At 63.0% G+C, this 23,518-nt stretch carries 22 protein-coding genes; 10 read left to right on the forward strand and 12 right to left on the reverse strand.

Translation table 11 applies throughout. The features are described 5' to 3' along the window. Window position 1: 1 nt before the first annotated feature. Complete coding sequence (locus V7Q10_RS02490; RefSeq protein WP_333867460.1) at window positions 2-1,447, forward strand: cobyric acid synthase; 1,446 nt, start codon at window positions 2-4, stop codon at window positions 1,445-1,447. Here the strand turns inward: V7Q10_RS02490 and bluB are convergent. Genes bluB through V7Q10_RS02515 form a run of 5 tightly spaced genes read right to left on the reverse strand, consistent with a single transcriptional unit; the run spans window position 1,444 to window position 5,363 of the window. After that, window positions 1,444-2,067 carry a 5,6-dimethylbenzimidazole synthase gene (gene bluB, locus V7Q10_RS02495; RefSeq protein ID WP_333867544.1) on the reverse strand — a complete coding sequence of 208 codons (624 nt, stop codon included), beginning with the start codon at window positions 2,065-2,067 and terminating at the stop codon, window positions 1,444-1,446. The genes V7Q10_RS02490 and bluB overlap by 4 nt on opposite strands. After that, window positions 2,067-3,026, reverse strand: a complete 960-nt coding sequence (cobD, locus tag V7Q10_RS02500; RefSeq protein WP_333867461.1) for a threonine-phosphate decarboxylase CobD — start codon at window positions 3,024-3,026, stop codon at window positions 2,067-2,069. Before cobD ends, bluB begins: the two co-directional genes overlap by 1 nt. Then, window positions 3,023-3,976 carry an adenosylcobinamide-phosphate synthase CbiB gene (cbiB, locus tag V7Q10_RS02505; protein ID WP_333867462.1) on the reverse strand — a complete coding sequence of 318 codons (954 nt, stop codon included), beginning with the start codon at window positions 3,974-3,976 and terminating at the stop codon, window positions 3,023-3,025. Before cbiB ends, cobD begins: the two co-directional genes overlap by 4 nt. Beyond that, on the reverse strand, window positions 3,973-4,785 hold the full coding sequence (locus tag V7Q10_RS02510) for a propanediol utilization protein (protein ID WP_333867463.1): 813 nt from the start codon (window positions 4,783-4,785) through the stop codon (window positions 3,973-3,975). Before V7Q10_RS02510 ends, cbiB begins: the two co-directional genes overlap by 4 nt. Next, the gene (locus V7Q10_RS02515) at window positions 4,782-5,363 is read right to left on the reverse strand and encodes a histidine phosphatase family protein (protein ID WP_333867464.1); all 582 of its coding nucleotides are present in this window, start codon (window positions 5,361-5,363) and stop codon (window positions 4,782-4,784) included. Before V7Q10_RS02515 ends, V7Q10_RS02510 begins: the two co-directional genes overlap by 4 nt. 67 nt (window positions 5,364-5,430) lie before the next feature. On the opposite strand from V7Q10_RS02515, the gene cobU reads away from it, so the two are divergent. From cobU to V7Q10_RS02530, 3 genes are read left to right on the forward strand one after another with little or no spacing between them, the layout of a single operon-like run. Further along, a complete protein-coding gene (cobU, locus tag V7Q10_RS02520; protein ID WP_333867465.1) occupies window positions 5,431-5,937 on the forward strand; it encodes a bifunctional adenosylcobinamide kinase/adenosylcobinamide-phosphate guanylyltransferase in 507 nt (168 codons plus the stop codon). Between the two features lies 1 nt (window position 5,938). Beyond that, window positions 5,939-6,943 (forward strand): nicotinate-nucleotide--dimethylbenzimidazole phosphoribosyltransferase, encoded by a 1,005-nt coding sequence (cobT, locus tag V7Q10_RS02525; RefSeq protein ID WP_333867466.1) that lies wholly within the window; start codon window positions 5,939-5,941, stop codon window positions 6,941-6,943. Then, a complete protein-coding gene (locus V7Q10_RS02530) occupies window positions 6,940-7,689 on the forward strand; it encodes an adenosylcobinamide-GDP ribazoletransferase (RefSeq protein ID WP_333867467.1) in 750 nt (249 codons plus the stop codon). The genes cobT and V7Q10_RS02530 overlap by 4 nt, the downstream gene beginning before the upstream one ends. A 64-nt stretch (window positions 7,690-7,753) precedes the next feature. On the opposite strand, the gene gltX is transcribed toward V7Q10_RS02530, so the two are convergent. Then, window positions 7,754-9,088 carry a glutamate--tRNA ligase gene (gene gltX, locus V7Q10_RS02535; RefSeq protein ID WP_333867468.1) on the reverse strand — a complete coding sequence of 445 codons (1,335 nt, stop codon included), beginning with the start codon at window positions 9,086-9,088 and terminating at the stop codon, window positions 7,754-7,756. Window positions 9,089-9,193: 105 nt separating this feature from the next. Here gltX and V7Q10_RS02540 point away from each other — a divergent pair, with 105 nt between their 5' ends. Next, window positions 9,194-9,829 carry a hypothetical protein gene (locus V7Q10_RS02540; protein WP_333867469.1) on the forward strand — a complete coding sequence of 212 codons (636 nt, stop codon included), beginning with the start codon at window positions 9,194-9,196 and terminating at the stop codon, window positions 9,827-9,829. A gap of 75 nt (window positions 9,830-9,904) precedes the next feature. On the opposite strand, the gene V7Q10_RS02545 is transcribed toward V7Q10_RS02540, so the two are convergent. Next, the gene (locus V7Q10_RS02545; protein WP_333867470.1) at window positions 9,905-11,563 is read right to left on the reverse strand and encodes an NAD+ synthase; all 1,659 of its coding nucleotides are present in this window, start codon (window positions 11,561-11,563) and stop codon (window positions 9,905-9,907) included. 162 nt (window positions 11,564-11,725) lie between these two features. Between V7Q10_RS02545 and V7Q10_RS02550 the strand changes: the two genes are divergently transcribed. Further along, window positions 11,726-13,303, forward strand: a complete 1,578-nt coding sequence (locus tag V7Q10_RS02550; RefSeq protein WP_333867471.1) for a 2-isopropylmalate synthase — start codon at window positions 11,726-11,728, stop codon at window positions 13,301-13,303. 7 nt (window positions 13,304-13,310) lie between these two features. Here V7Q10_RS02550 and V7Q10_RS02555 read toward each other — a convergent pair whose 3' ends face one another. Next, window positions 13,311-13,964: an SDR family NAD(P)-dependent oxidoreductase gene (locus V7Q10_RS02555; RefSeq protein WP_333867473.1), complete on the reverse strand. Its 654-nt coding sequence runs from the start codon at window positions 13,962-13,964 to the stop codon at window positions 13,311-13,313. A 355-nt stretch (window positions 13,965-14,319) separates the two neighbouring features. Between V7Q10_RS02555 and V7Q10_RS02560 the strand changes: the two genes are divergently transcribed. Beyond that, window positions 14,320-15,891 (forward strand): 2-isopropylmalate synthase, encoded by a 1,572-nt coding sequence (locus V7Q10_RS02560; protein WP_333867474.1) that lies wholly within the window; start codon window positions 14,320-14,322, stop codon window positions 15,889-15,891. Window positions 15,892-16,145: 254 nt separating this feature from the next. On the opposite strand, the gene V7Q10_RS02565 is transcribed toward V7Q10_RS02560, so the two are convergent. After that, entirely contained in the window at window positions 16,146-18,422 is a 2,277-nt protein-coding gene (locus V7Q10_RS02565) for an adenosylcobalamin-dependent ribonucleoside-diphosphate reductase (RefSeq protein ID WP_333867475.1), read from the reverse strand. 156 nt (window positions 18,423-18,578) lie between these two features. Between V7Q10_RS02565 and V7Q10_RS02570 the strand changes: the two genes are divergently transcribed. Next, window positions 18,579-19,007 carry a DUF1489 family protein gene (locus V7Q10_RS02570; protein WP_333867476.1) on the forward strand — a complete coding sequence of 143 codons (429 nt, stop codon included), beginning with the start codon at window positions 18,579-18,581 and terminating at the stop codon, window positions 19,005-19,007. Between the two features lie 62 nt (window positions 19,008-19,069). Further along, window positions 19,070-19,957, forward strand: coding sequence for a DMT family transporter (locus V7Q10_RS02575; RefSeq protein WP_333867477.1), 888 nt, complete (start codon window positions 19,070-19,072; stop codon window positions 19,955-19,957). On the opposite strand, the gene hisG is transcribed toward V7Q10_RS02575, so the two are convergent. From hisG to hisS, 3 genes are read right to left on the reverse strand one after another with little or no spacing between them, the layout of a single operon-like run. Further along, on the reverse strand, window positions 19,938-20,642 hold the full coding sequence (gene hisG / locus V7Q10_RS02580) for an ATP phosphoribosyltransferase (RefSeq protein ID WP_333867478.1): 705 nt from the start codon (window positions 20,640-20,642) through the stop codon (window positions 19,938-19,940). The genes V7Q10_RS02575 and hisG overlap by 20 nt on opposite strands. Beyond that, the gene (locus V7Q10_RS02585) at window positions 20,639-21,733 is read right to left on the reverse strand and encodes an ATP phosphoribosyltransferase regulatory subunit (protein ID WP_333867479.1); all 1,095 of its coding nucleotides are present in this window, start codon (window positions 21,731-21,733) and stop codon (window positions 20,639-20,641) included. The genes hisG and V7Q10_RS02585 overlap by 4 nt, the downstream gene beginning before the upstream one ends. Next, window positions 21,730-23,217: a histidine--tRNA ligase gene (hisS, locus tag V7Q10_RS02590; protein ID WP_333867480.1), complete on the reverse strand. Its 1,488-nt coding sequence runs from the start codon at window positions 23,215-23,217 to the stop codon at window positions 21,730-21,732. The genes V7Q10_RS02585 and hisS overlap by 4 nt, the downstream gene beginning before the upstream one ends. Before the next feature lie 93 nt (window positions 23,218-23,310). On the opposite strand from hisS, the gene V7Q10_RS02595 reads away from it, so the two are divergent. Further along, window positions 23,311-23,508, forward strand: a complete 198-nt coding sequence (locus V7Q10_RS02595; RefSeq protein ID WP_333867481.1) for a SlyX family protein — start codon at window positions 23,311-23,313, stop codon at window positions 23,506-23,508. Window positions 23,509-23,518: the final 10 nt, after the last annotated feature.

A 23,518-nucleotide genomic window follows, 5' to 3' on the forward strand; every position in this document is an offset into this window, starting at 1 on the left:
GATGAAATCCCTGATGATCCAAGGGGCGGGTTCTAACGTTGGCAAGTCGATGTTGGTGGCGGGTCTCTGCCGTGCGGCGCGGTTGCGCGGCTATTCGGTGGCGCCGTTCAAGCCGCAGAATATGTCAAACAACGCCGCCGTTAGTGCCGATGGCGGCGAGATCGGGCGGGCGCAGGCTTTGCAGGCCTTGGCCTGCGGGATCGAGCCGCACACCGATATGAACCCGGTTCTGCTCAAACCCGAAAGCGAGACAGGCTCGCAAGTTGTGGTGCAGGGCAAGCGGATTGCCACGGTTAAAGCGCGCGATTATGCGGCGCTCAAGCCGTCTTTGATGGCACCGGTGTTGCAAAGTTTTCAGCGTCTGAAAGCGCAGTATGATCTGGTGATCGTCGAGGGTGCGGGCTCGCCTGCCGAGGTGAATTTGCGCAGTGGTGATATTGCCAATATGGGCTTTGCGCGCGCCGCAGATTGCCCGGTGATCCTGACCGGCGATATTGATCGCGGCGGGGTGATTGCGCAGATTGTCGGCACGCAGGCGGTGCTTGAGGCCGGTGACAACGCCATGATTGCCGGCTTTATCATCAACAAGTTTCGCGGCGACCCGCGGCTGTTTGACGATGGCTATCGCCTGATCGAGGCGCGCACCGCTTGGCGCGGCTTTGGCGTGGTCCCGTTCTTTGCCGATGCGCATAAGTTGCCTGCCGAAGATGCTTTGGATTTGCCGAGCGCGCGGGGTCTGGGCGGGTTCAAGATTGCGGCTTTGGGCCTGTCGCGCATTGCCAATTTCGATGATCTTGATCCTTTGGCGCAAGAGCCGGGCGTGCATCTGACCATGGTGCGGGCGGGCGAGGTTATTCCTGCCGACACCGATTTGGTCATCATCCCGGGATCAAAATCGACGCGGGGGGATTTGGCCTTTTTGCGCGCGCAGGGCTGGGATGTGGATTTGGCCGCCCATCTGCGGCGTGGCGGTTGGGTTTTGGGGATTTGTGGCGGCTATCAGATGCTTGGCAGCCTTGTGCGCGACCCCTTGGGGCTTGAGGGGCCCGCGGGCGAGACCGCAGGTTTGGGGCATTTGGCGGTGCAGACCGAGATGACGCCCGACAAGCGGCTTACCCGCACCAAGGCCGTTCATGCCGCAAGCGGTTTGGCGATGCAGGGCTATGAGATTCACATCGGCCGCACCGATGGCCCTGATCGCGCGCGCCCCTTTGCCTTTATCGACGGCGCGCCAGAGGGCGCGGTTTCGGCCAATGGTCGGGTGATGGGCAGCTATTTGCACGGCATGTTTGCCGATGACGGCTTTCGCGCGGCGTTTTTGCGCCAGATCGGCGCGCAGGCCTCTGATCTGGCCTATGGCGCCGGGGTCGAGGTGGTTTTGGACGCTTTGGCGGCGCATTTGGAGCAATGTTTGGATGTCGAGGGTTTGCTGGCTTTGGCGCGTTAGCGGATCGGCCAATCTGTGGCAGCGTTTTCTTGCCAGCCCGCGCGGTGCAGCAGGGGGGTGTCATCCGTAAATTCGGGGTGGCCGATGCAGAGATAGGCCGAAAACTCCCAGCCTGCGGGCACGGCAAACAGCGCCTCGATCTCGGCGGGGTCTAGGATCGAGACCATGCCCAGCCCCAAATTCTGCGCGCGCGCCGCCAGCCACAGGGTAAAGATCGCCATGGCGGTGGATTGGCGCAGCGCCTCGGGCAGGGTTTGACGGCCAAGGCCGTGGCCTGCGGCGGGGTCCATCTCGGTGAAGACCGCAAGCTGCACGGGCGCCGCATCAAGGCCCGCCAGTTTCAGCGCAAGATATTCCGCATGTTTGTCGCCGGTATAAAGCTTGGCCGCCTGATCGTTGCAGCGTTGAAAATTAGCCCGCACCTCGGCGCGAAGGCTGGGCGATTGCACCCGCAGCACCCGCCATGGCCGCGCATTGCCGACCGAAGGCGCGCGGTCCATGGTGGCGCGCAGCTGCTCCAACAGCGCCTCGTCGACCGGATCGCGGCGAAAGTGGCGCACATCGCGGCGCCATTGCAGGATCGACAGCAGGGTTTCAGATTCGGCGGGGGTAAATTCCATCAGGCGGCCAAGGCTTGGGTCAGCCGCGCCCATTCAGCCACACCAGCGGGCAGGCCAAGGCGCAGCCAGCGCTGCGAATAGGGGAAGATCCGCGACCAGATCTGATGCCGTGCCAGACGGTCTTGGGCCGATTGCGCATCGGGGGTATCATAAAGGCGAAACAGCTCGGTGCCACCCAGCGGTTGCCAACCGGCGGCTTCGGCCAAGGCGTCGGCCTGCACGGCCTCGGCGCGCAACCGCGCGGTGGTGGCCTGCGCCCAAGCGGTATCGGCCAGCGCCAGCGCGCCTATATGCAGCGCAGCACCGCTGACAGGCCAAGGCCCTGCCATCGCGTCAAGCGCCTGAATTGCCGCCGTATCGCCCAGCACAAAGCCAAGCCGCAGCCCTGCAAGCCCATAGAATTTGCCAAATGACCGCAGCACCAGCAGATTGCCCCCCGCTTGGGCTGCAAGCGACAGCGGCGCTTGCGCATCGGCAAAGCTTTCATCCACCACCAACTGGCCCACCTGCGCGCCAAGCGCCAGCAGATCAGCGGGGCTATAGCTTGCGCCATCGGGGTTGTTGGGGTTGACCACCACCGCCAGATCCGCACCTGCCAGATGCGCCAGCCGGCTGACCTCTTGCACCTGCCAGCCCGCCGCGCGCAGACAGGCTGTGTGTTCGTTATAGGTGGGGCCAAGCACGCGGGCGGTTTTGGGCGCAAAAAGCCGCGGGATCATCTGGATCGCGGCCTGCGCACCGGCAAGCGCAAGGATGGGCGCCTGCGTTCCATAGGCGCTCTGCGCCGCCCGCAGCAGCGCTTGTTTCGCGCTTTGGGTGGGCAGCATGGTCCAGACCTCGGGTGGCAGATCGGGCAGCGGATAGGGCGCGCGGTTGATGCCGGTGGACAGATCAATCCAATCGGTGCCGCCAAAGCGGGCGATAGCGCTGTCGATATTGCCGCCGTGATCGCGGGTCATGTCAGGCTCCAGATCAGGGCAAGGCCGGTCAGGCCTGCCGCCAGAGTTGCCATGGCGCGGGCATAAAGCGCAAGGCCTAAGCGCAGATCGGCGGCGCTGGGATCGGGGGCTTCGGCGTTGACCCAAGGCTCCTGCGCGATGTGGTCGGCATAGACGCGCGGGCCCGACAGGCGCACGCCCAGACCTGCGGCCATAGCAGCCTCGGGCCAGCCTGCATTGGGCGAGCGGTGCAGCGAGGCATCGCGCCACATCACCCGCAGCCCCAAAACGGGGCGGCTGGAAACCAAGGCAAACAGCAGCCCCGTGGCGCGCGCGGGGATCATGTTCACCAGATCGTCAAACCGCGCCGAGGCCCAGCCAAAGCATTCAAAGCGCGGGCTGCGGTGGCCGATCATCGAATCAAGCGTGTTGACGGCCTTATAGGCGGCAATCCCCGGCAGCCCCAGCACGGCCCCCCAAAACAGCGGTGCGACAATGCCATCCGAGGTGTTTTCGGCCAGGGATTCCAGCGCAGCACGGGCAACACCCGCGGGATCAAGGCGGGTGGTGTCGCGCCCCACGATCATCGAGACCGCAAAGCGCGCGGCCGCCAGATCGCCCGCCGTCAGCGGCTTGGCCACAGCCGCCACATGCGCATGCATCGAGCGCAGCGCCACCAAGGGCCAAGCCAGCACGCCACCGATCAGAATGCCCAGCCAACCCTGCGGCAAAAGGCTTTGCAGCGCCCACATCGGCAGCGCGGCGGCGGCGACGGTCACGATCAGCGTCGCAACCCCTGCCAGCCTGCGGCGGGCATCGCTGGCATGGTCGTGGTTCAGCGCCAGATCCAGCGCACGGATCAGCGCGCCCAGCCATGTGACAGGATGACCGATGCGGCGATACAGCCAATCGGGCCAGCCAAAGCTTAGATCAATCGCCATCGCCGTCAGCATCATCAGCGCGTAACTCATAGGCCTCCTCCTGCGGGGAACTGCACGACCTGCCGTGCGCCTGCCCCGATCAGGGCGGCGCGGGCGTGGGCGGGGATTTGGCCGCGCGCAAAGATCAACCCCCGCGCCGCCCCCGTATGGGCAATGACATGGCCCAGCGCGCCCAGATCGGCCGCAAGCGACGCAAGCGCTGCAATTTGCGCCCCGCCCCGCAGCCCCCCATTGCGGTTGGCCGAAAGGCTCGCCAATGCGGCCAAGCGCGGCAGATCGCCTTGGGCTGCGGCAGCGGTCCAATCGGGGATCAGATCAGCGATATCGGCAAAGCGGCTGTCACGGGCATCGGTGCGCTGGCAGGGGCCAAAAAAGCCGCCGATCACCTCGAACCTTGGCAAGGGCGGCAAGCGGGCAAGAGTTTGCGCCGCGCGCGAGGCCCAAAGCCTTTGGCTGGGATCGGCAAACATCAAAGGATCGCTCGCGCCCTCGGCCGCAAGGCAGGCGCGCGCAAGCCTCTCGGGGGCGCCCTGCCAGCCTGCTTGCAGCGCCAGCGCCACCAATGCCGCCGTCGAGGCCCCTGCCCCGCCGCCCGCCGGCATCTGCGCGCGCAAGACATGGCGGTTGCGCACAGGCAGGCCAAGGCTGGCCAAAAACCCGCGCGCGCGGGCGGGGGACAGCAGGCGCTGGCCCGCGTTGTGCAGGCTGAACTGCGCGCAGGGGCTTTGCCGCGCTGTCACCCCAAGCGCGGGGCAAGGCAGCGTCACCAGCACCACCGGGCCAGAGCCGCCCAAGCGGCCCTGCAACAGCTCGCCAAAATGCCCCGCCACGCGGATCATTGTGCAGGCTCGTTGACACAAGCAATCGACCACGCCCCCGCCACCGCGATCAGACGCGTCTGCGACAGCGGGGCTATTTGAAAGGCAAGGCCCAGATGCGGCTGCCCCAAAGCCATGCCAAGCGCTGCGCGGATCAACCCGGCATGAGCGATAATGACCGTTTTGCGATAGCCGCGCGCCACCACCTCGGCCAAGGCTGGCTGGGCACGGGCATAAAGATCGGCAAAGCTTTCGCCCTGCGGGGGGCGGTGCGCGGCCAGATCGGGCAAATCAAGCGCGCCCAGATCGGGCAGCTGGTCAAACGGCATCCCCTCCCAAGCGCCAAAGTCCTGCTCCCACAGCCGCGCGTCGCTGTCGGGCGCGGGCAAATCGGGCCAAAGGCTGCTTGCGGTTTGGCGGCAGCGCAGCGCAGGGCTGATCAGCCGCGCGGCATCAGGCGCAAGCCGCGCCCGCAGGGCTGCAAAGGCGGCGCTATTGCTGCAATCGGCGTCAACATCGCGTTTGCCCGCCATCCGCCCCTCTGTCACAGCAGGAGCATGGCGGATCAGGATCAGCTCTGTCGGGGCAAAGACGGGCACAGTCGCATTTCTCCTTTCGCGCATCCGTTGTTTCTGCTTTGACAAGCGACAAGGAGCAAGGGCCGATATGCAGAAATTTCTTCTTGTCACTGGCGGTGCGCGCTCGGGCAAAAGCCTGATCGCCGAGACGCGGTGTTTGGACATGGGGCGGCCTGCGGGCTATATCGCCACGGCGCAGGCTTGGGATGACGAAATGCGCGCGCGCATTGCCGAACACCAAGCGCGGCGCGGGCCGGAATGGCTGACCTATACCGAGCCGATGGATCTTTTGGGCGCGCTGCGGGCCTCGGATGGCAAGGGGCCGCGGCTTGTGGATTGCCTGACGCTGTGGCTGACCAATATGATGCTGGCCGAAGCCGATTGGCGCAGTGCGGCACAAGCGATGCTGGCAGAGCTGCCGCAGCACAAAAGCCCGGTTGTGTTTGTAACAAATGAAGTCGGATTGGGCATCGTGCCCGACAATGCCTTGGCGCGCGCCTTTCGGGACGCCGCCGGAACCCTGAACCAATGGGTCGCAGCGGCGGCGGATGAGGTCATCCTTGCTGTCTCGGGCCTGCCGTTGAAAGTGAAGTAAGATGAAGTTTACCTCTTTGGCCGAAATCGCCGGACTTGCAGAAACCCTGCCCATGGTCAACGCCGAGGCCGTCGCCGCCGCAGCCGCGCGGCAAAACAGCCTGACCAAACCGCCGGGATCTTTGGGGCGGCTGGAAGAATTGGCAGGGTTTATGGCAGGCTGGCGCGGCACGGCGCGGCCAACGATTTCCCTTGCCCAAGCGGTGATCTTTGCCGGAAATCACGGCATTTGCGCGCAGGGCGTCAACCCGTTCCCACAAGAAGTCACCGCGCAGATGGTCGGCAATTTCATGGCAGGCGGGGCTGCGATCAATCAGCTGTGTCGCGCCAATGGTGCCCAGCTTTCGGTCATAGCCCTTGAGCTTGACCGCCCCACCGCCGATTTCACCACCGCCCCCGCGATGACCGAGGCAGACTGTCTGGCCGCGCTGCAAATCGGCTGGGATGCGGTAGACACGCGCGCCGATGTGCTGATCCTGGGCGAGATGGGGATCGGCAATTCGACGGTTGCAGCCGCGATGGCCGCCGCGCTGTTTGGTGGCGCGGTTGCGGCTTGGGTCGGCGCGGGCACGGGGTCGGATGCGGAGGGCATCAAGCGTAAGATCGCGGCGATTGAAGCAGGGCTTGCGCGGCATCAGGGGCTTTCGGCGATGGGCGTGCTGGCGGCCTTGGGCGGGCGCGAACAGGCGGCGATCTGCGGCGCGGTTCTGGCGGCACGGGCGGCACGGATTCCGGTGATTTTGGACGGGTTTATCTGCACTGCTGCGGCCTCGGCGCTTTACCGCGCCGATGCGCGGCTGCTGGATCACTGTTTGGTCGGCCATTGCTCGGCTGAACCCGGGCACCGCAAGCTGTTGGCCGAATTGAACAAACGCGCGGTCTTGGACTTTGACATGCGCTTGGGCGAAGGATCGGGGGCAGCCTTGGCCTTGGGGATTTTGCGCAGTGCGCTGGCGGTGCACAACGGCATGGCAACCTTTGACGAGGCCGGAGTGTCTGAGGCATGAGGCTTGCGCGCGCGCGTCTGAGCGAGGTGCAACTGGCGCTGATGATGCTGACGCGGCTGCCTGCGGGGCAGATCTCAGTACTGCCTGCGATGGGCGCTGCGGCTTGGGCCTTTCCGCTGGTCGGTGGCTTGGTGGGGGCGCTGTCGGCGGCGGTTTTGCTGGCAGGATTGGCGCTGGGCGTGGCCCCGACAATGGCCGCAGGGCTTGCGCTGCTGGCGGGGGTTTTGGCGACGGGGGGGCTGCATGAAGACGGGCTGGCCGATGTCGCCGATGGCTTTGGCGGCGGGCGCGACCGGGCGCGCAAGTTAGAGATCATGCGCGACAGCCGCATCGGCAGCTATGGCGCGCTGGCCTTGGTGTTAAGCCTTGGGCTGCGCTGGCAGGGTCTGACGATTTTGGCAGAGCAAAGCGGCGTGGCTGCCGCAATGGCGCTGCTGGCGCTTGGTGCGGCCAGCCGTGCCGGGGTGGTGCTGGCGCTGGCACTGATGCCAGCGGCGCGCAGTGATGGTTTGGGCAAGGCTGCGGCAGAGGTCGACGGGTTGCGCGCGGGCTTTGCCTTGGCGGTTGGGATTGGCGCATTGCTTGCGATTGGCGCACCGTTTGCGATTTTGGCGATGGCGGTGGCAGGTTTGGCGCTGGGACTGCTGGCGCTGCGCCAGATTGGTGGGCAGAGCGGTGATGTTTTGGGTGCGCTGCAACAGTTGAGCGAGATTGCGGGCTGGGTTGTGCTTTCAGCCTTGGTTTAGCCGCTGCGGCCGGGGGCTTTGCCCCCGGACCCCCAGGATATTTTTGCCAAGATGAAAGCCGGCCTTAGAGGCTTGGGCGTTTTTGCAACAGCGGCAGCACATCGGCCATTTCGGGGCCAGCATCAAGGCCGGTGACAGCAAGGCGAAGCGGGCGGAACAGGGTTTTGCCCTTACGGCCGGTGGCCTCTTTCACCGCTTGGGTCCATTCGGACCAAGTGGTTTGGGTGAAGCGGCCTTCGGGCAGCAGCGCGAAGGCTTCTTTGATGAAGTCGCGGTCTTCTTCGGCCACAACCGGGGTTGCACCATCGCGGAACAGCGCCCACCAGCCTTCAAGATCGGCGAGCACGGTGATGTTTGCTTTCGCGACACCCCAGAAGGCTTCGGCAAGATCGGCGGGCACACCCAGGGCTGCGATGCGGTCGGCGACAGCCGGCAGTGGCAGGCTTTGCACATGCGCACGGGTCAGCGGGAACAGGTCTTCGGCGTCGAATTTGGTGGGGGCAGACCCGAAAGCGCCGATGTCAAAGCCGTCGATCAGGTCTTGCATCGAGCTTGCCAGTTCGACCGGTTTCGAGGAGCCGAGCCGCGCCATCAGCGACAACAGCGCCATAGGTTCCACACCTTGGGCGCGCAGGTCGCGCAGGCTGAGGGTGCCCAGACGTTTGGACAGCTCTTCGCCCTTGGCACCGGTGAGCAGCGAGTGATGCGCGAAATTCGGCGGGGTGCCGCCCATCGCCTGCATGATCTGGATTTGCGTTGCGGTATTGGTGACATGGTCGGCACCGCGCACGATAAAGCTGACGCCCATGTCGATGTCATCGACCGAAGAGGCGAAGGTGTAAAGGATCTGACCATCGGCGCGGATCAGCACCGGATCCGAGACCGAGGCGGCGTCGATTGAAATCGGGCCGACAATGCCATCGGGCCATTCGATACGCTGCAGATCCAGCTGAAAGCGCCAATAGCCGGCACGGCCTTCGGCGCGGGCTTGGGCTTTTTCATCCTCGGTCAGGCGCAGCGAGGCGCGGTCATAGACCGGCGGCTTGTGCATGTTGAGTTGCTTTTTGCGCTTGAGGTCCAGCTCGACCGGGGTCTCGAAGCATTCATAGAACCGGCCTGCTGCGCGCAGCTGATCTGCGGCCTCGTAATAGCGGTCAAAGCGCAGCGATTGGCGTTCAACCCGATCCCATGTCAGGCCCAGCCATTCCAGATCTTGCATGATGCCATCGGAATATTCCTGCTTGGAGCGTTCCTGATCGGTATCATCCAGTCGCAGGATGAAGGTGCCGTTGTTTTTACGGGCGATCAGGTAGTTCATCAGCGCCGTTCGCAGATTGCCGACATGGATATATCCGGTCGGCGAGGGGGCGAAACGGGTGATGGTGGGTCTGGCGGTCATGAAATGGCTCTCCTGCAACGAGGGATCGATGTCACATGGGCAGGGATTTGTCCAGTTGGTGCGATGCGCTTTCAAACTTGGACAGTTGCAGCATTTGCCCCTAGTATGGCGTCGAAACCGGCGCGACTGGCGCTTTGGGAACGGATAGACGTAACAATGACCTTCTGTGCGGCGCGTGTTTTATCAGGGCTTTTGCTGGCTGTTGGCCTTGGCGGGGCGGCAGCGGCTGGGCCCTTGGGTGATCTTGCCGCGCGGGCCGAGCAGCGGCTGGCCCTAGGCGATACCGCAGGGGCCTTGGCGGTGGCGGCCGATTTGCAGGGCCAAATCTGGGATGCCAGCCCCGAGATCGGGTTGCACGACGCTTTGCTGGTGGCCGAGCCTGCGCCGGGCTTTGGGCTTTATAATCCGCGCGCGGACAATAAGTTCAAGTCGGGCGCGCCGGTCTATATCTATGCCGAGCCCTATGGCTTTGGCTATGGGTCGGGCGGAGACGGGCTTTATACGATTGATTTCGCAGTAGATTTACGCGTCACCACCCCGATGGGCGAGATGATCGCCGAAGTCGCCGATGTCGCCAATCTGGCGCTGACCTCGCGCTATAAGAACCGCGAGTTTCAGGCCAATCTGACCTATACGCTGACCGGCATTACCCCCGGCACCTATGTGTTGGAAACCACCCTGCGCGACAAAAATTCGGGCAAAACTGGCCGGTTTGAGACCGAGGTCGAATTTACCGAATAGCCGCGCACGACGCGGGTTTTTCGTATCATCGTACTATGCCAAGGGCTGGCTTTCCCGCCCTGCCTTTGCGCACGCCTAGCCCTGATCACGCCAGCGGTTAGCGATGGGATAGCGGCGATCCATCCAAAAGGCGCGGCGGGTCAGGCGGGTGCCGGGCGCAGATTGAAAGCGTTTGTATTCGCTGATGTAGAGCAGATGCTGCACTTGCATCACAGTCGCGTGATCAAAGCCATCGGCCACCAGATCCGCGACCGAGGCTTCGCGGTCAACCAGCCCGTCAAGGATGGCATCCAGCACCGGATAGGGCGGCAGCGAGTCTTCGTCTTTTTGATCGGGGCGCAACTCGGCGCTGGGGGGTTTGTCGATGATGCGCGTCGTGATCACCTCGCCCGCAGGGGCAAGCATCCAAGGCCGGTGTGCGGCATTGCGCCAGCGGCAGGTCTCGAAGACGCGGGTTTTATAAAGGTCTTTCAGCGGGTTATAACCGCCGTTCATATCGCCGTAGATGGTGCAATAGCCCACCGCCATTTCGGATTTATTGCCCGTGGTCAGCAGCATCTCGCCAAATTTGTTCGACATCGCCATCAGCAAAAGGCCGCGCAGCCGCGATTGCAGGTTTTCTTCGGTGACATCGGCGGGGCGGTCTTGGAACAGATGCGCCAGCGCCGCCGTGGCCGCGTCTTGCGGCGCCGAGATCTGCACGGTGTCAAGCTGACAGCCCAGCGCGCGGGCGCAAGCGGCGGCATCGTCAAGGCTGGACTGCGAGGTATAGCGCGACGGCAGCATCACGCAGCGCACATTCTGTGGGCCAATCGCATCGGCGGCAATCGCTGCGACAAGCGCGCTGTCGATGCCGCCAGACAGACCCAGCAGCACCTTTTTAAAGCCGGTTTTGCCCAGATAATCGCGCAAAGACAGCACCATCGCGTGATAGTCAGCCTCGTAAGTCTCTGGCAGCAGGGCCTTTTCGGCGGGCAGCGCGCGCCAGCCGTCATCGGTTTCAACAAAGTCGATATGAGCAATGGCGGGCAGAAACTGCGGCAGCTGTGCCATCAGCGCGCCGCCGGGGTTCAGCACAAAAGACCCGCCGTCAAAGACCTGATCGTCTTGGCCGCCAATCATGTTCAGATAGACCAGCGGCAGCCCAGTCTCGACCACCCGCGCCACCATCAGCGCCGATCGCACATCCGCCTTGTCGCGGTGATAGGGCGAGCCATTTGGCACCAGCAGAATCTGCGCCCCAGATTCGGCCAAAGTCTCGGCCACTTCGGGGTGCCAAGCGTCTTCACAGATCGGCGAGCCAATCCGCAGCGGGCCAATGCGGTAGGGGCCCTGCGGTGGCGAGGCTGCAAAGATGCGCTTTTCGTCGAAAACCCCCTCGTTGGGCAGATCGTGTTTCAGCACGGTGGCGGCAATTTTGCCTTCAGCCAGAATGTAATAGGCGTTGTAAAGCTGACCGCTTTGCAGACAAGGCCCCCCGATGCCCAGCGCGGGGCCATCGACAATGCGCAGCGCAAGCGCGCTGATCGCCGCCATTGCTGCGGTGTAAAACGCAGGCTTCATGACCATATCTTGGGTTTGATAGCCGGTGATAAACATCTCGGTCAGCGCAACCATCTGCGCCCCTGCCGCCTGACCCTTGGTCCAAGCGTCATAGGCAAGCGCTGCATTGGCCTCGATCGCACCGACAGAGGGGTTCAGCTGCGCCAAGGTCAGGCGAAAGGTGGCGGACATGGGCGGCTCCGTCAAAGGGTTCGCAAGGGTTCTAGCAGGTTCGCGCGTGAGGGAAAGGGTGACGGCGCGCCACAATCGGCTTGGGATGGCGCGTTTGGGTCTGCGCGCTTGTCAGCTGGCCTGCGCCGCGCATACTATGGCCACGACACGAAGGAATACAGAATGCGCAAGACCCTTGGATTTACCGTTGCCCTCTCGCTTGCCTGCGGCTCGGCGCTGTTTGCGCAAGACAGCGCAGCGCCGCTCGATGCGACTGCGCCGCGCTCGGCGCTTGACCCTGCCCGCGATTATGGGCCGGTGCAGACCAAGCAATATGACGACGGCTCGGTTTATGTCGGCACCTTCGTCGACGGGGTGCAAGAGGGCACTGGCACCTACACCCTACCCAGCGGCTATGAATACAGCGGCGAATGGGTCAAGGGCGAGATCAAGGGATTGGGGCGCGCGCGCTATCCAAACGGCTCGATCTATGTGGGCGCGTTTTCCGAAGGCAAGCCTCAGGGCCGCGGCAAGATCACCTTTGGCGATGGCGGCAGCTATGAGGGCATCTGGCAGAACGGCAAGATGACCGGCGAAGGCGAGGCACGCTATGCCAATGGTGCGGTCTATCGCGGCGGCTTCAAAGACGGCGTACATGATGGCAAAGGCGTGATGACAGATGCCTCGGGCTATCGCTTCGAGGGCGACTGGGTCTTGGGGGCCAAGCAGGGCTTGGGCAAGATCACCTATCCCGATGGCACCACCTATGACGGCACTTTGGTCGACAACGCGCGAGAAGGCAAAGGCAGTCTGACCATGCCCAATGGCCTGACCTATGTGGGGGCATGGAAAGCCGGCCAGATCAACGGCTTGGGCAAGTTGACCCAGCCCAATGGCGATGTCTACGAAGGTGATTTCATCGAAGGCCTCCGCGCGGGGAAGGGCACACTCAGCTATGCCAATGGCGATGTCTACAAGGGGGGCTTCAAGGCAGATAAGCGCGACGGTCAGGGCAAGTTTACCGCCAAAGATGGCACGACCTACGACGGCGCTTGGGTCGCGGGGCAGATGCAGGGTGAAGGTGTGATGCGCTACCCCGACGGCGCGATCTATGCTGGCGGTTTTCGGGCCGACCAACCCGATGGCATAGGCAAGATCACCTATGCCGATGGCAGCTTCTACGAAGGCACATGGCAAGGTGGGGCGATCACGGGCTCTGGTAAGGCCGCCTATCCCAATGGCACCGCCTATGAGGGCAGCTTTGTCTCGGCCAGACCCGAAGGCATTGGCACGATGACCTATCCCGACGGCTTTCGCTATGAAGGCGCATGGAAGGCGGGCCTGCGTGAGGGCCAGGGCCTAGGCATTTGGGCCGATGGCAGCCGCTATAGCGGCAGCTTTGTCGCCGGCAAGCGCGAGGGTAAGGGCCTGTTAGAACAGCCCGACGGCTTTCGCTACGAGGGTGATTGGCTTGGCGGAGAGATCTCGGGCCAAGGCCGTGCGGTCTATCCCAATGGCGATATTTATGAGGGCGGCTTTGTCAGCGGCAAGCGCGAGGGTCTAGGCAAGCTGACTTATAAGGCCAAGGGCGATGTCTCGGAAGGGATCTGGAAAGCGGGGGTTCTGGTCGGACCAGCCCCTACACCCGCGCCAGACCCTGCCCCTACGCCCGCGCCTGCGACAGTGCCAGCACCAGAGCCGCAAAGCCCTGACGCGCCCGCCGCTGAGGCTGGCACTGGCACTGGCACTGGCACGCCTTAGCCCAAACCTACCAAACGATCACCCGCCCGGCCCAATCGTAAAACCCGCCGCTTTGGCTCGGCGTCAGTCCTGCTAACACCCTCAGCAGTCGATCGGCGGCAACGGCAGGGGTGACTTTTTCAGCGGCATAATCGGCGGTGAAATTGGTGGCGACCGTGCCCGGATGCAGGCAGGCAACCACCGCCAGCGGATGGCTGCGCGCGATTTCAATCGAGGCGGTGTGGATCATCTGGTTCAACGCCGCCTTTGACGCGCGATAGGAATACCACCCCCCCAAAGCATTGTCGCCAATCGACCCCACTCGCGCTGACAACACCCCAAGCTGCGCAGGGCGGTCGCGCGGCAACAGCCGCAGCGCGTGTTTCACCACAAGAGCGGGCCCCATCGCATTCAGCGCAAACTGCGCCGCGATCTGCCCCGCATTCAACGCGCGCAGCGATTTCTCGGGCGCCTGCCCCGGCCCCGCCAGCGCGCCGGTGGCGATGACAATGCGCTCAAAACTCGGCTCCAGCGCACCCATCAGCCGGGCCACCGAGGCCTCATCGGTGATGTCCAAACCGTCAGCGCTGCGCGACAGCGCCACCACCTCGCCCTGAGCGGAGAGCGCCTGCACCAGCGCCGCCCCAATACCACCAGACGCCCCAATCACCAAAGACCGCATGCCTTACGCCTCCCCTATCCTTGCGCCTTACCTAGCCCGCCCACGCCCCCGTGCAAGGCTGTTGCGCGGCAGCAGCCGGACGCGGGGGCTCGATGCCCCCAAGTCCGGCCCTTGGTCGTTAGGTTTTTTACAAAACCCCCTTCCCTTGGCAGAAATCCTGCTTATAGTCGCCACCATGAACAGCAAAGCCATCAGCCTGACTGCCCCGAACGCCGCTTTGGCGCTTGGCGTTTTCATGCCTTTGGCGCTTGGGCTGCTGCTGCTTCTTACGCGCTTCTGAGCGTGCCTTGGGGCGCGACCGCTCGGAAGGGAACAGCGCCCAAACCCCAAGCAAAACTTTCCAAGGATTTCCCAGATGACCACTTCCTCGCAACCCCGCGTGATGATTTTTGACACCACCCTGCGCGACGGCGAACAATCGCCCGGCGCAACCATGACCCATGATGAAAAGCTTGAAATCGCGGGCCTGCTGGATGAAATGGGCGTCGATGTGATCGAAGCGGGCTTTCCGATTGCCTCGGAAGGCGATTTCGCCGCCGTGGCCGAGATTGCCAAGCGCGCCAAGAACTCGACGATCTGCGGCCTTGCCCGCGCCAATTACAAAGACATTGACCGCTGCTGGGAGGCCGTGAAACACGCGCCCTCGCCGCGCATCCATACCTTTATCGGCACCTCGCCGCTGCACCGCGCCATTCCCAATCTGGATATGGATCAAATGGCCCAGCGCATCCATGACACCGTGACCCATGCGCGCAATCTGTGTGACAACGTGCAATGGTCGCCAATGGATGCCACCCGCACCGAACACGATTATCTCTGCCGCGTTGTCGAAATCGCGATCAAGGCCGGCGCCACCACCATCAACATTCCCGACACCGTGGGCTATACCGCCCCGCGCGAAAGTGCGGCGCTGATCCGGATGTTGCTGGAACGGGTGCCGGGGGCCGATAAGATCATCTTTGCCACCCATTGCCACAACGATCTGGGCATGGCGACCGCCAACGCGCTTGCCGCAGTGGATGCAGGCGCGCGCCAAATCGAATGCACCATCAACGGCTTGGGCGAGCGTGCCGGCAACACCGCGCTGGAAGAGGTGGTGATGGCGATGAAGGTGCGCAATGACATCATGCCCTACCGCACCGGCATCGACACCACCAAGATCATGAACCTGTCGCGCCGCGTCGCCACCGTTTCGGGCTTTGCGGTGCAGTTCAACAAGGCCATCGTCGGCAAGAACGCGTTTTTGCACGAAAGCGGCATTCACCAAGACGGCGTGCTGAAGAATGTCGAAACCTTCGAGATCATGCGGCCAGAAGACATCGGCTTGCATCAGAAAAACATCGCGATGGGCAAGCATTCGGGCCGCGCGGCGCTGCGCTCCAAGCTGCACGAATTGGGCTACGAGCTGGCCGACAATCAGCTGAACGACGTCTTCGTGCGCTTTAAGGCTTTGGCCGACCGCAAGAAAGAGGTCTATGACGACGATCTGGTCGCGTTGATTGCCGATGAGGCCACGATGGAGGCACATGACACCCTACAGGTCAAACGACTGCGGGTGGTCTGCGGCACCGATGGCCCACAAGAGGCCGAGCTGACCTTGACCATCGACGGCGTCGATCATGCGATTGATGCCACCGGCGACGGCCCCGTGGATGCCGCCTTCAACTGCGTCAAGATGCTGTTCCCGCATGAGGCGCGCTTGCAGCTTTATCAGGTCAGCGCTGTCACCGAAGGCACCGACGCCCAAGCCACGGTTTCGGTGCGGATGGAAGAAGACGGCCGCATCGTCACCGGACAATCGGCCGATACCGACACCATCGTCGCCAGCGTCAAAGCCTATGTCAACGCGCTGAACAAGCTGATCGTGCGCCGCCAAAAAACCGCGCCCGACAGTGACAAAAAGTCGGTAAACTACAAAGACCAATAAATCATTGGGGGGCCTGAGGGCCCCCTATTTGTTGGCAAAACAGGGTTTGGGCCTGCCGAATTTTACATCACGGCAGAGGCCGAGTTCTGCTGAAACAGACCACCCTAAACGAAACAGAGCGGGCGTTCCTGAGAACGACCCGCTCTTTTTAATAAGCGCATAGGCACTTAGCCCGACATCCAAAAACCCGTCTTTTTTCGCAAAAACGGGCTTCTGATGTCAGACGTCACCCTGAAGCCGAAAGCTCTACCGCCTTAGCCGCATTTCGAATGGCCGCAAGAGCCGCAGGTCATGCAGCCTTCGACCATGCGCAACCCGAACTCGCCGCAGCTTGGGCAGGCTTTGCCGCGCGGCGCGCTGCCAAGCGCGATGACTTCGGCCTGTGGATCAGATTTCAGGCCCATGCCTTCGCCTTCGATAAAGCCAATCGCGACCAGATGCTGTTCGATCACGCCACCGATGGCGGCCAGAATCGAGGGGATGTATTTCCCGTTCATCCAAGCGCCGCCGCGTGGGTCGAACACGGCTTTCAGCTCTTCCACCACAAAGGAGATATCACCGCCGCGCCGGAATACCGCCGAGATCATCCGCGTCAGCGCCACGGTCCAAGCGAAATGCTCCATGTTCTTCGAGTTGATGAACACTTCAAACGGGCGGCGATGCCCCGAGATGATGATGTCGTTGATGGTGATGTAAAGCGCATGCTCGGAGCCTGGCCATTTCACCTTATAGGTATTGCCTTCAAGCGAGGCAGGGCGGTCCAAAGGTTCGGTCAGGTAAACGACTTCCCCGCCCTCCAACGACGCATGCGCCTCGGCAGGCGATTTGTCTTCGGCCTCTGACACGGTCAGAACCGACCCCGTCACTGCATTCGGGCGATAGGTGGTGCAGCCTTTGCAGCCCTGATCCCAAGCGGCCATATAGACCTCTTTGAACTCGTCAAAGCTGATGTCTTCCGGGCAGTTGATGGTTTTCGAGATCGAACTATCGATCCATTTTTGCGCGGCAGCCTGCATCCGCACATGGTCCAGCGGTGGCAGGGTCTGGGCGTTGACAAAGTAATCGGGCAATGCGGTATCGCCCTTCAGCTCGCGCCACAGCCGCACGGCGTAATCGACGACCTCTTCTTCGGTGCGCGAGCCGTCTTTTTGCAGAACCTTGCGCTTATAGGCATAGGCAAACACTGGCTCGATACCGCTCGAGACATTGCCCGCGTAAAGGCTGATGGTGCCGGTTGGCGCGATCGAGGTCAAAAGCGCGTTGCGAATGCCGTGGGTGCGGATTTCTGCGCGCACATCCTCGTCCATATTCATCATATTGCCCGCAGCCAGATAGGCATCTGCCTCGAACAGCGGGAAGGCGCCTTTTTCTTTCGCCAGATCAACCGAGGCCAGATACGAGGCGCGCGCGATGGCATGCATCCAGGCTTCGGTCTGTGCGGCAGCCTCGACCGAGCCATAGCGCTGGCCCAGCATCAGCAAGGCATCGGCAAGACCGGTGACCCCCAGACCAATGCGGCGCTTGGCGCGGGCTTCGGCCTGCTGTTCGGGCAGCGGGAAGCGGCTGGCATCGACGACGTTATCCATCATCCGCACCGCAACGCGCACCAGATCATCCAGCGCGTCAAGGTCAAGCTTGGCATCCGGCCCAAAGGCGCCCGTCACCAAGGTTGGCATATTGATCGAACCCAGCAAGCAAGCGCCATAGGGTGGCAATGGCTGCTCGCCGCAAGGGTTGGTCGCGGCGATGGTTTCGCAGTAGCTGAGGTTGTTGGCAGTGTTGATCCGGTCAATGAAGATCACGCCCGGTTCGGCAAAATCATAGGTGTTGCGCATGATCTTATTCCACAGATCGCGCGCTTGCAGGGTCTTGTAGACGCGGCCGCCAAACACCAGCTCCCATGGGCCATCAGCCTTGACCGCTGCCATGAAGGGGTCGGTGATCAGCACAGACAGGTTGAACATGCGCAGGCGGGCTGCGTCTTTCTTGGCCTCGATAAAGGCTTCAACATCGGGGTGATCGCAGCGCATCGTCGCCATCATCGCACCGCGGCGCGAGCCTGCCGACATGATGGTGCGGCACATCGCATCCCAAACATCCATGAACGACAAGGGGCCAGAGGCGTCTGCCGCCACGCCCTTCACCTCGGCGCCGCGCGGGCGGATGGTGCTGAAGTCATAGCCGATGCCGCCGCCTTGCTGCATGGTCAGCGCGGCCTCTTTCAGCCCGTCAAAGATCCCGCCCATATTGTCGGGAACCGTGCCCATCACAAAGCAGTTGAACAGCGTGACATTACGCCCGGTGCCAGCACCCGCTGCAATCCGACCTGCTGGCAGGTATTTAAAGCCTTCCAACGCTTTGTAAAACCGCTCTTCCCAAACCGCTGGCTCTTTTTCCACCACAGCCAAAGCCCGTGCCACGCGCCGCCAGCTGTCTTCAACACTGGCGTCAATCGCCGTCCCATCTTGTGCTTTCAGACGGTACTTCATATCCCAAATCTGTTCGGCGATGGGGGCGGAAAAGCGCGACATAGGACGTTCCTTCAGGTGTCAGGGCATGAAAAGACAGCGGCGAAAACAGCAGACTATCTCAGGAAGAGTGACTACATAGCCCCAACACCCTGCGTCGGCAAGTCTTGAGCCTACCAGATTTAGGCCTATTCTACCATTTCTAACCCGAGGGGAATCATGGGCGATCTGAATATACTAAAACTATGCGTTGGAGCAGATAGCGTCGAAGATCTGACCGATTGGCACCGCGCGCATGCCCATGTCTGGACGCCGGGCACCACCGAACATATCACGCGTATGTGGCCGAAACGAAGCGAAGAATTGCTGGACGGCGGCTCGCTTTACTGGGTGATCAAAGGCAGCATTCAGGCGCGGCAGCGCATTTTGGGGCTGGCCGAGCGGCGCGGCTCTGATGGGATTGCGCGCTGCGCTTTGGTGCTGGAGGCAGCCGTGATCCGCACGGAACCTGCCGCCCGCCGCCCGTTTCAGGGCTGGCGCTACCTTACGGCAGCCGAATCACCGCGCGATCTGCCCAAGACCCGCGCCCAAGACGACACCCTGCCCGCAGCCCTTGCCCAAGCCTTGGCCGAGATCGGGCTACACTAAAGCATGGCCGCGCGGGCATCTTGGCGCTTTCCTTTTGCAGCATGGCGAGCCACAACTCGGCGATGACAAAACGCCCGCTCTGGCTTGCCGCCGCCCCCGTGATCTTTCTGCTGCTGTGGTCGGCAGGCTTTGGCATTGCCAAGCTTGGCCTGCAACATGCCGAACCCTTAACTCTTTTGGCGCTGCGCTATGTCTGTGTGCTGGCGCTTTTGATCCCCTTGGCGCTGATCCTGCGCCCGCCGATGCCGAAAACCCTGCGCGGGGTGATCGACATCGCAGTGGTCGGATTTCTGATCCAAGTCGCCTATTTCGGCCTGTGCTACGTCGCCTTTAAATCTGGCGTCTCGGCGGGGACGGTATCGATCATCGTGTGTTTGCAGCCGATCCTTGTGGCGCTGTCGGCGCCAAAGCTGGTGGGCGAAAAGATCACGCGCACGGGCTGGATCGGCCTTGCGCTGGGGCTTGCGGGGGCGCTGACGGTGATCCTTGCGCGCTCGGGGCTAAGTGCGGAAAATCTGACCGGTATTCTCTGCACGGTGCTGGCGCTTTTTGGCATCACGGCGGGCACGCTTTATGAAAAACGCTTTGGCGTCACGCATCATCCGATCAGCGCCAATCTTATTCAATATGCGGTGGGCGCGGCCTTTACCCTGCCAGCGGCTTGGGCGACCGAGGGCATGGCGGTGGATTGGACCCCGACCTTTGTCGCCGTGCTGGCCTATCTGGTGATCGGCAATTCGCTGCTGGCGATGTCGCTGCTGCTGGCGATGATCCGCGCGGGGGCGGTGTCAAAGGTCTCGTCGCTGTTCTACCTTGTGCCAGCGCTTTCGGCGGTTTTTGCCTGGCCCCTGCTGGGCGAAGCTGTGCCGCCCTTGGCTTGGGCAGGCATGGCGCTGGCAGGTCTGGGCGTGGCCTTGGTCAGCCGCAAACCTAAAGTGCAGGCGGTGTAAGCCCCAGCTTTTCACACAGCGCCGCAAGCCCAGCCCCCGCCTGCGACCAATCCGCAGCCCGCGCCGCAAACAGCGTGGCTTGCGAGCGGTGGATCACCGAATCCGACAGTATTTTCAGATGGTTCGCCCGCAGGGTTTCGCCGGTCGAAGTGATGTCGGCCACGGCCTCGGCGGTCAGGTTTTTGACCGTGCCTTCGGTCGCGCCTTGGCTGTCGACCAGCTGATAATCGGCGACGCCGTTGGCGGTCAGAAACTCGCGCACCAAGCGGTGGTATTTGGTGGCAATGCGCAGCCGAAAGCCGTGACGCGCGCGAAAGGCCGCCGCCGCTGCGTCCAGATCATCCAGCGTATCGACATCAATCCAAACGCTGGGCACCGCCAGAATCAGATCGGCATGGCCAAAGCCCAGCTTTGCCAGCTCGGCCACCTGCATGTCCCAATCGGCCAGCTTGTCGCGCACCAGATCACTGCCGGTCACCCCCAGATGGATCCGCCCTGCGGCCAATTCGCGCGGAATCTCGCCGGCAGACAGCAGCACCAGCTCGACCCCTTCAACGCCGTCAACCGCGCCGGAATATTCCCGCTCGGCCCCGGTTTGGCGCATGGTCACACCGCGCGCGCCGAACCAGTCGAAGGTCTTTTCCATCAACCGCCCCTTCGAGGGCACACCGATTTTCAGCATCACATCGCCCCCCGCAAAGCCGCGACCAAATGCGGGCGAATGATCCCCCCCACCGCCGGAATAGAGCGCCCCTGCCCCAGCACCGCCGTCAGCGCGTCATAGCGCCCACCGCTGGCAATCGGTGGCTCGGCGTTAGGGCCATGAAAGGAAAACACAAAACCGTCGTAATATTCCATCGAGGTGCGGCCAAGGCTGGCTTCAAAGGCCAAGCCTTCAACCGCGATGCCACGCGCAGCCAGCGCCTCAAGTCGGGTTTCAAAGCGGTCCACCGCAGGCAGAATCGCGGGCAGCATCGGGGTGATGCCGCGCAGATGCGCAAGGGCTGCGCGCGCAGGCGCTTGCAGGCCCAAAAGATCATAAAGCAAGGCCGCCTCGGGGGCCTTGATCGGGGCGGCCTCGGCATCCTCGATCAGCGCTTGCGCGCGTGCGGCAATCTCATCCGCGCCGCGCAGGCCCACAAAGCCGCCGGCTTGGGCGATCAAATCCTCGGGCGAGCCTTGCGCCAGACGCGCAAGCAAGCCCGCCCGCGCCGCAGGCAAGGCCTCGCGGCCGGCAAAGCGGTCCAGCAGGGCGCGAAACCGCTTGGGCCGCCAGATGTGACGCAACAGCGCCGCCTTGCGCCGCGCGGTGGTGTCCAATCCGCGCACCGCCGCCATCAAAATGCCGATATCGCCGGTGACTGCGCGCAAGCCCAAACCGGCCAACATGCCAGAAAACAGCGCAAAAACTTCGGCATCCGCTGCCTCTGGCGCGCTGCGGTCAAAGACCTCGAAGCCAACCTGCAAATATTCACTGGCCCGATTGCCCAGATGCGCCTGCTTGCGAAACACCTCGCCCATATAGCAATAGCGCGCAGGATCCGCACCATGAGCCATATGCGCTTGCACCACCGGCACGGTGAAATCGGGGCGCAGCATCATCTCGCCCTGCAACGGGTCCGAGGTGACATAGGCGCGCGCGCGGATGTCTTCGCCGTAAAGGTCCAGCAAAGTCTCGGCGGGCAGCAGCAAATCGGCCTCGACCGCGACGGCCCCTGCGGCTTGAAAGGCCGCGAACAGCCGCTCGGCTTCGGCACGGATCGCGGGCTTGGTCATTGCGCCAGCATCCGCTGCACCGCAGCCACCAGATCGGCGCGCGCCACTTCCACCTGCGCGGGGCGGTCTTTCCATTCTTCCAGCGTCGCCGATTGCGCGATTTTGGCGCCAAGGATCAGGTCTTTCAAGATAACCACCCCGGCTTCGGCCTCGGTGCCGCCTTGGATCACCGCGATGGGCGCGCCGCGTTTGTCGGCGTATTTCAACTGGTTGCCAAAGTTTTTCGGGTTGCCCAGATACATCTCGGCGCGGATGCCTGCGGCGCGCAGCTCGCCCACCATCGCCATGTAATCGGCCATGCGGTCGCGGTCCATCACGGTGACAACCACCGGACCCGCAGCCTCGGCCCCCACCCGCCCCTTGGCGCGCAGCGCGGCCAGCAGGCGGTCAACGCCAATGGAAACCCCCGTGGCAGGCACGGCCTGACCGGTAAAACGCTTGACCAGATCGTCATAGCGCCCGCCGCCCGCGACCGAGCCAAACTGCCGCTTACGGCCCTTTTCATCCAAGATTTCAAAGGTCAACTCGGCCTCGTAGACGGGGCCGGTGTAATAGCCGAGCCCGCGCACCACGCCCGGATCGATCACAATGCGATCAGAACCGTAGCCCTGTGCCGCCAGCAAAGCTGCGATGGTTTCCAACTCGTCCACGCCCTCAAGCCCAATTGCCGAGGCCGCCACCAGCTCGCGCAGCCGCGCCACCGTTTGCGCGCCGCTGTCGCGCTTGGCAGAGACAAAGCCCATCACCACATCGGCCTGCGCCTCGGTCAGGCCTGCGCCTGCGGTGACATCGCCGCTTTCGTCGAGCCGCCCCTCGCCCAGCAGGGCGCGCACGCCGGCCTCGCCCAGACGGTCCATCTTATCAATCGCGCGCAACACGATGCCGCGTTCGTCTTCAAACTTGCTGAGGTCGGAGGGGTCAAGCACCCCCGCCACTTCCATCACGCCGTTCAGCACCTTGCGGTTGTTGATCTTGACCACATAATCGCCGCGCGGAATGCCAACGACTTCAAGGGCATCCGACAGCATGGCGCAGATCTCGGCGTCAGCGGCGACAGAGCTTGCGCCAACCGTATCAGCATCGCATTGATAAAACTGGCGAAACCGGCCAGGACCGGGCTTTTCATTGCGCCAGACCGGGCCCATGGCATAGCGCCGATAGGGGCTGGGCAGATCATTGCGATATTGCGCGGCCACCCGCGCCAAGGGCGCGGTCAGATCATAGCGCAGCGCCAGCCAATCGGCATCTTCCTCCTGCCAGCCAAAGACGCCAGCATTGGGGCGGTCGACATCGGGCAGAAATTTGCCCAAAGCCTCGACGGTTTCCACGGCCGAGGTTTCCAAAGGGTCAAAGCCATAGCGGTGATAGACGCCGGTGATGGCATCAAGCATCGCCTTGCGCTCGGTCACCTCGGCGCCGAAATAGTCGCGAAAGCCTTTTGGCGTCTCGGCGCGCGGGCGGCGGGCGGGTTTATCATTGGCCATGGTCTGGACCCCTTCGCTTTTGGTCGAGGTCCGTGTATCGGATGGGGGGCGGGGCAGCAAGCATTAGGCGCAGGCCCAAGCAGAAGAGGCAAGATGACTCAGCAGTTAGAAGAACGCATCGCGCATCTGACCCGTGCGGTGGAGGATTTGTCGGATGTGGTGGCGCGCCATGCCAGCGAAATTGACCGGCTGACCCGCGTCGCCCAAGTGCTGGCCCAGCGCGAGGCAGAGCGCGAGAGTGACGGCACAGGCTCGATCCCGCTGGCAGACCAGCGGCCGCCGCATTGGTGAGGCCGGCTTG

The organism is Cypionkella sp. (genome assembly GCF_036782355.1).
GTDB lineage: Bacteria > Pseudomonadota > Alphaproteobacteria > Rhodobacterales > Rhodobacteraceae > Cypionkella.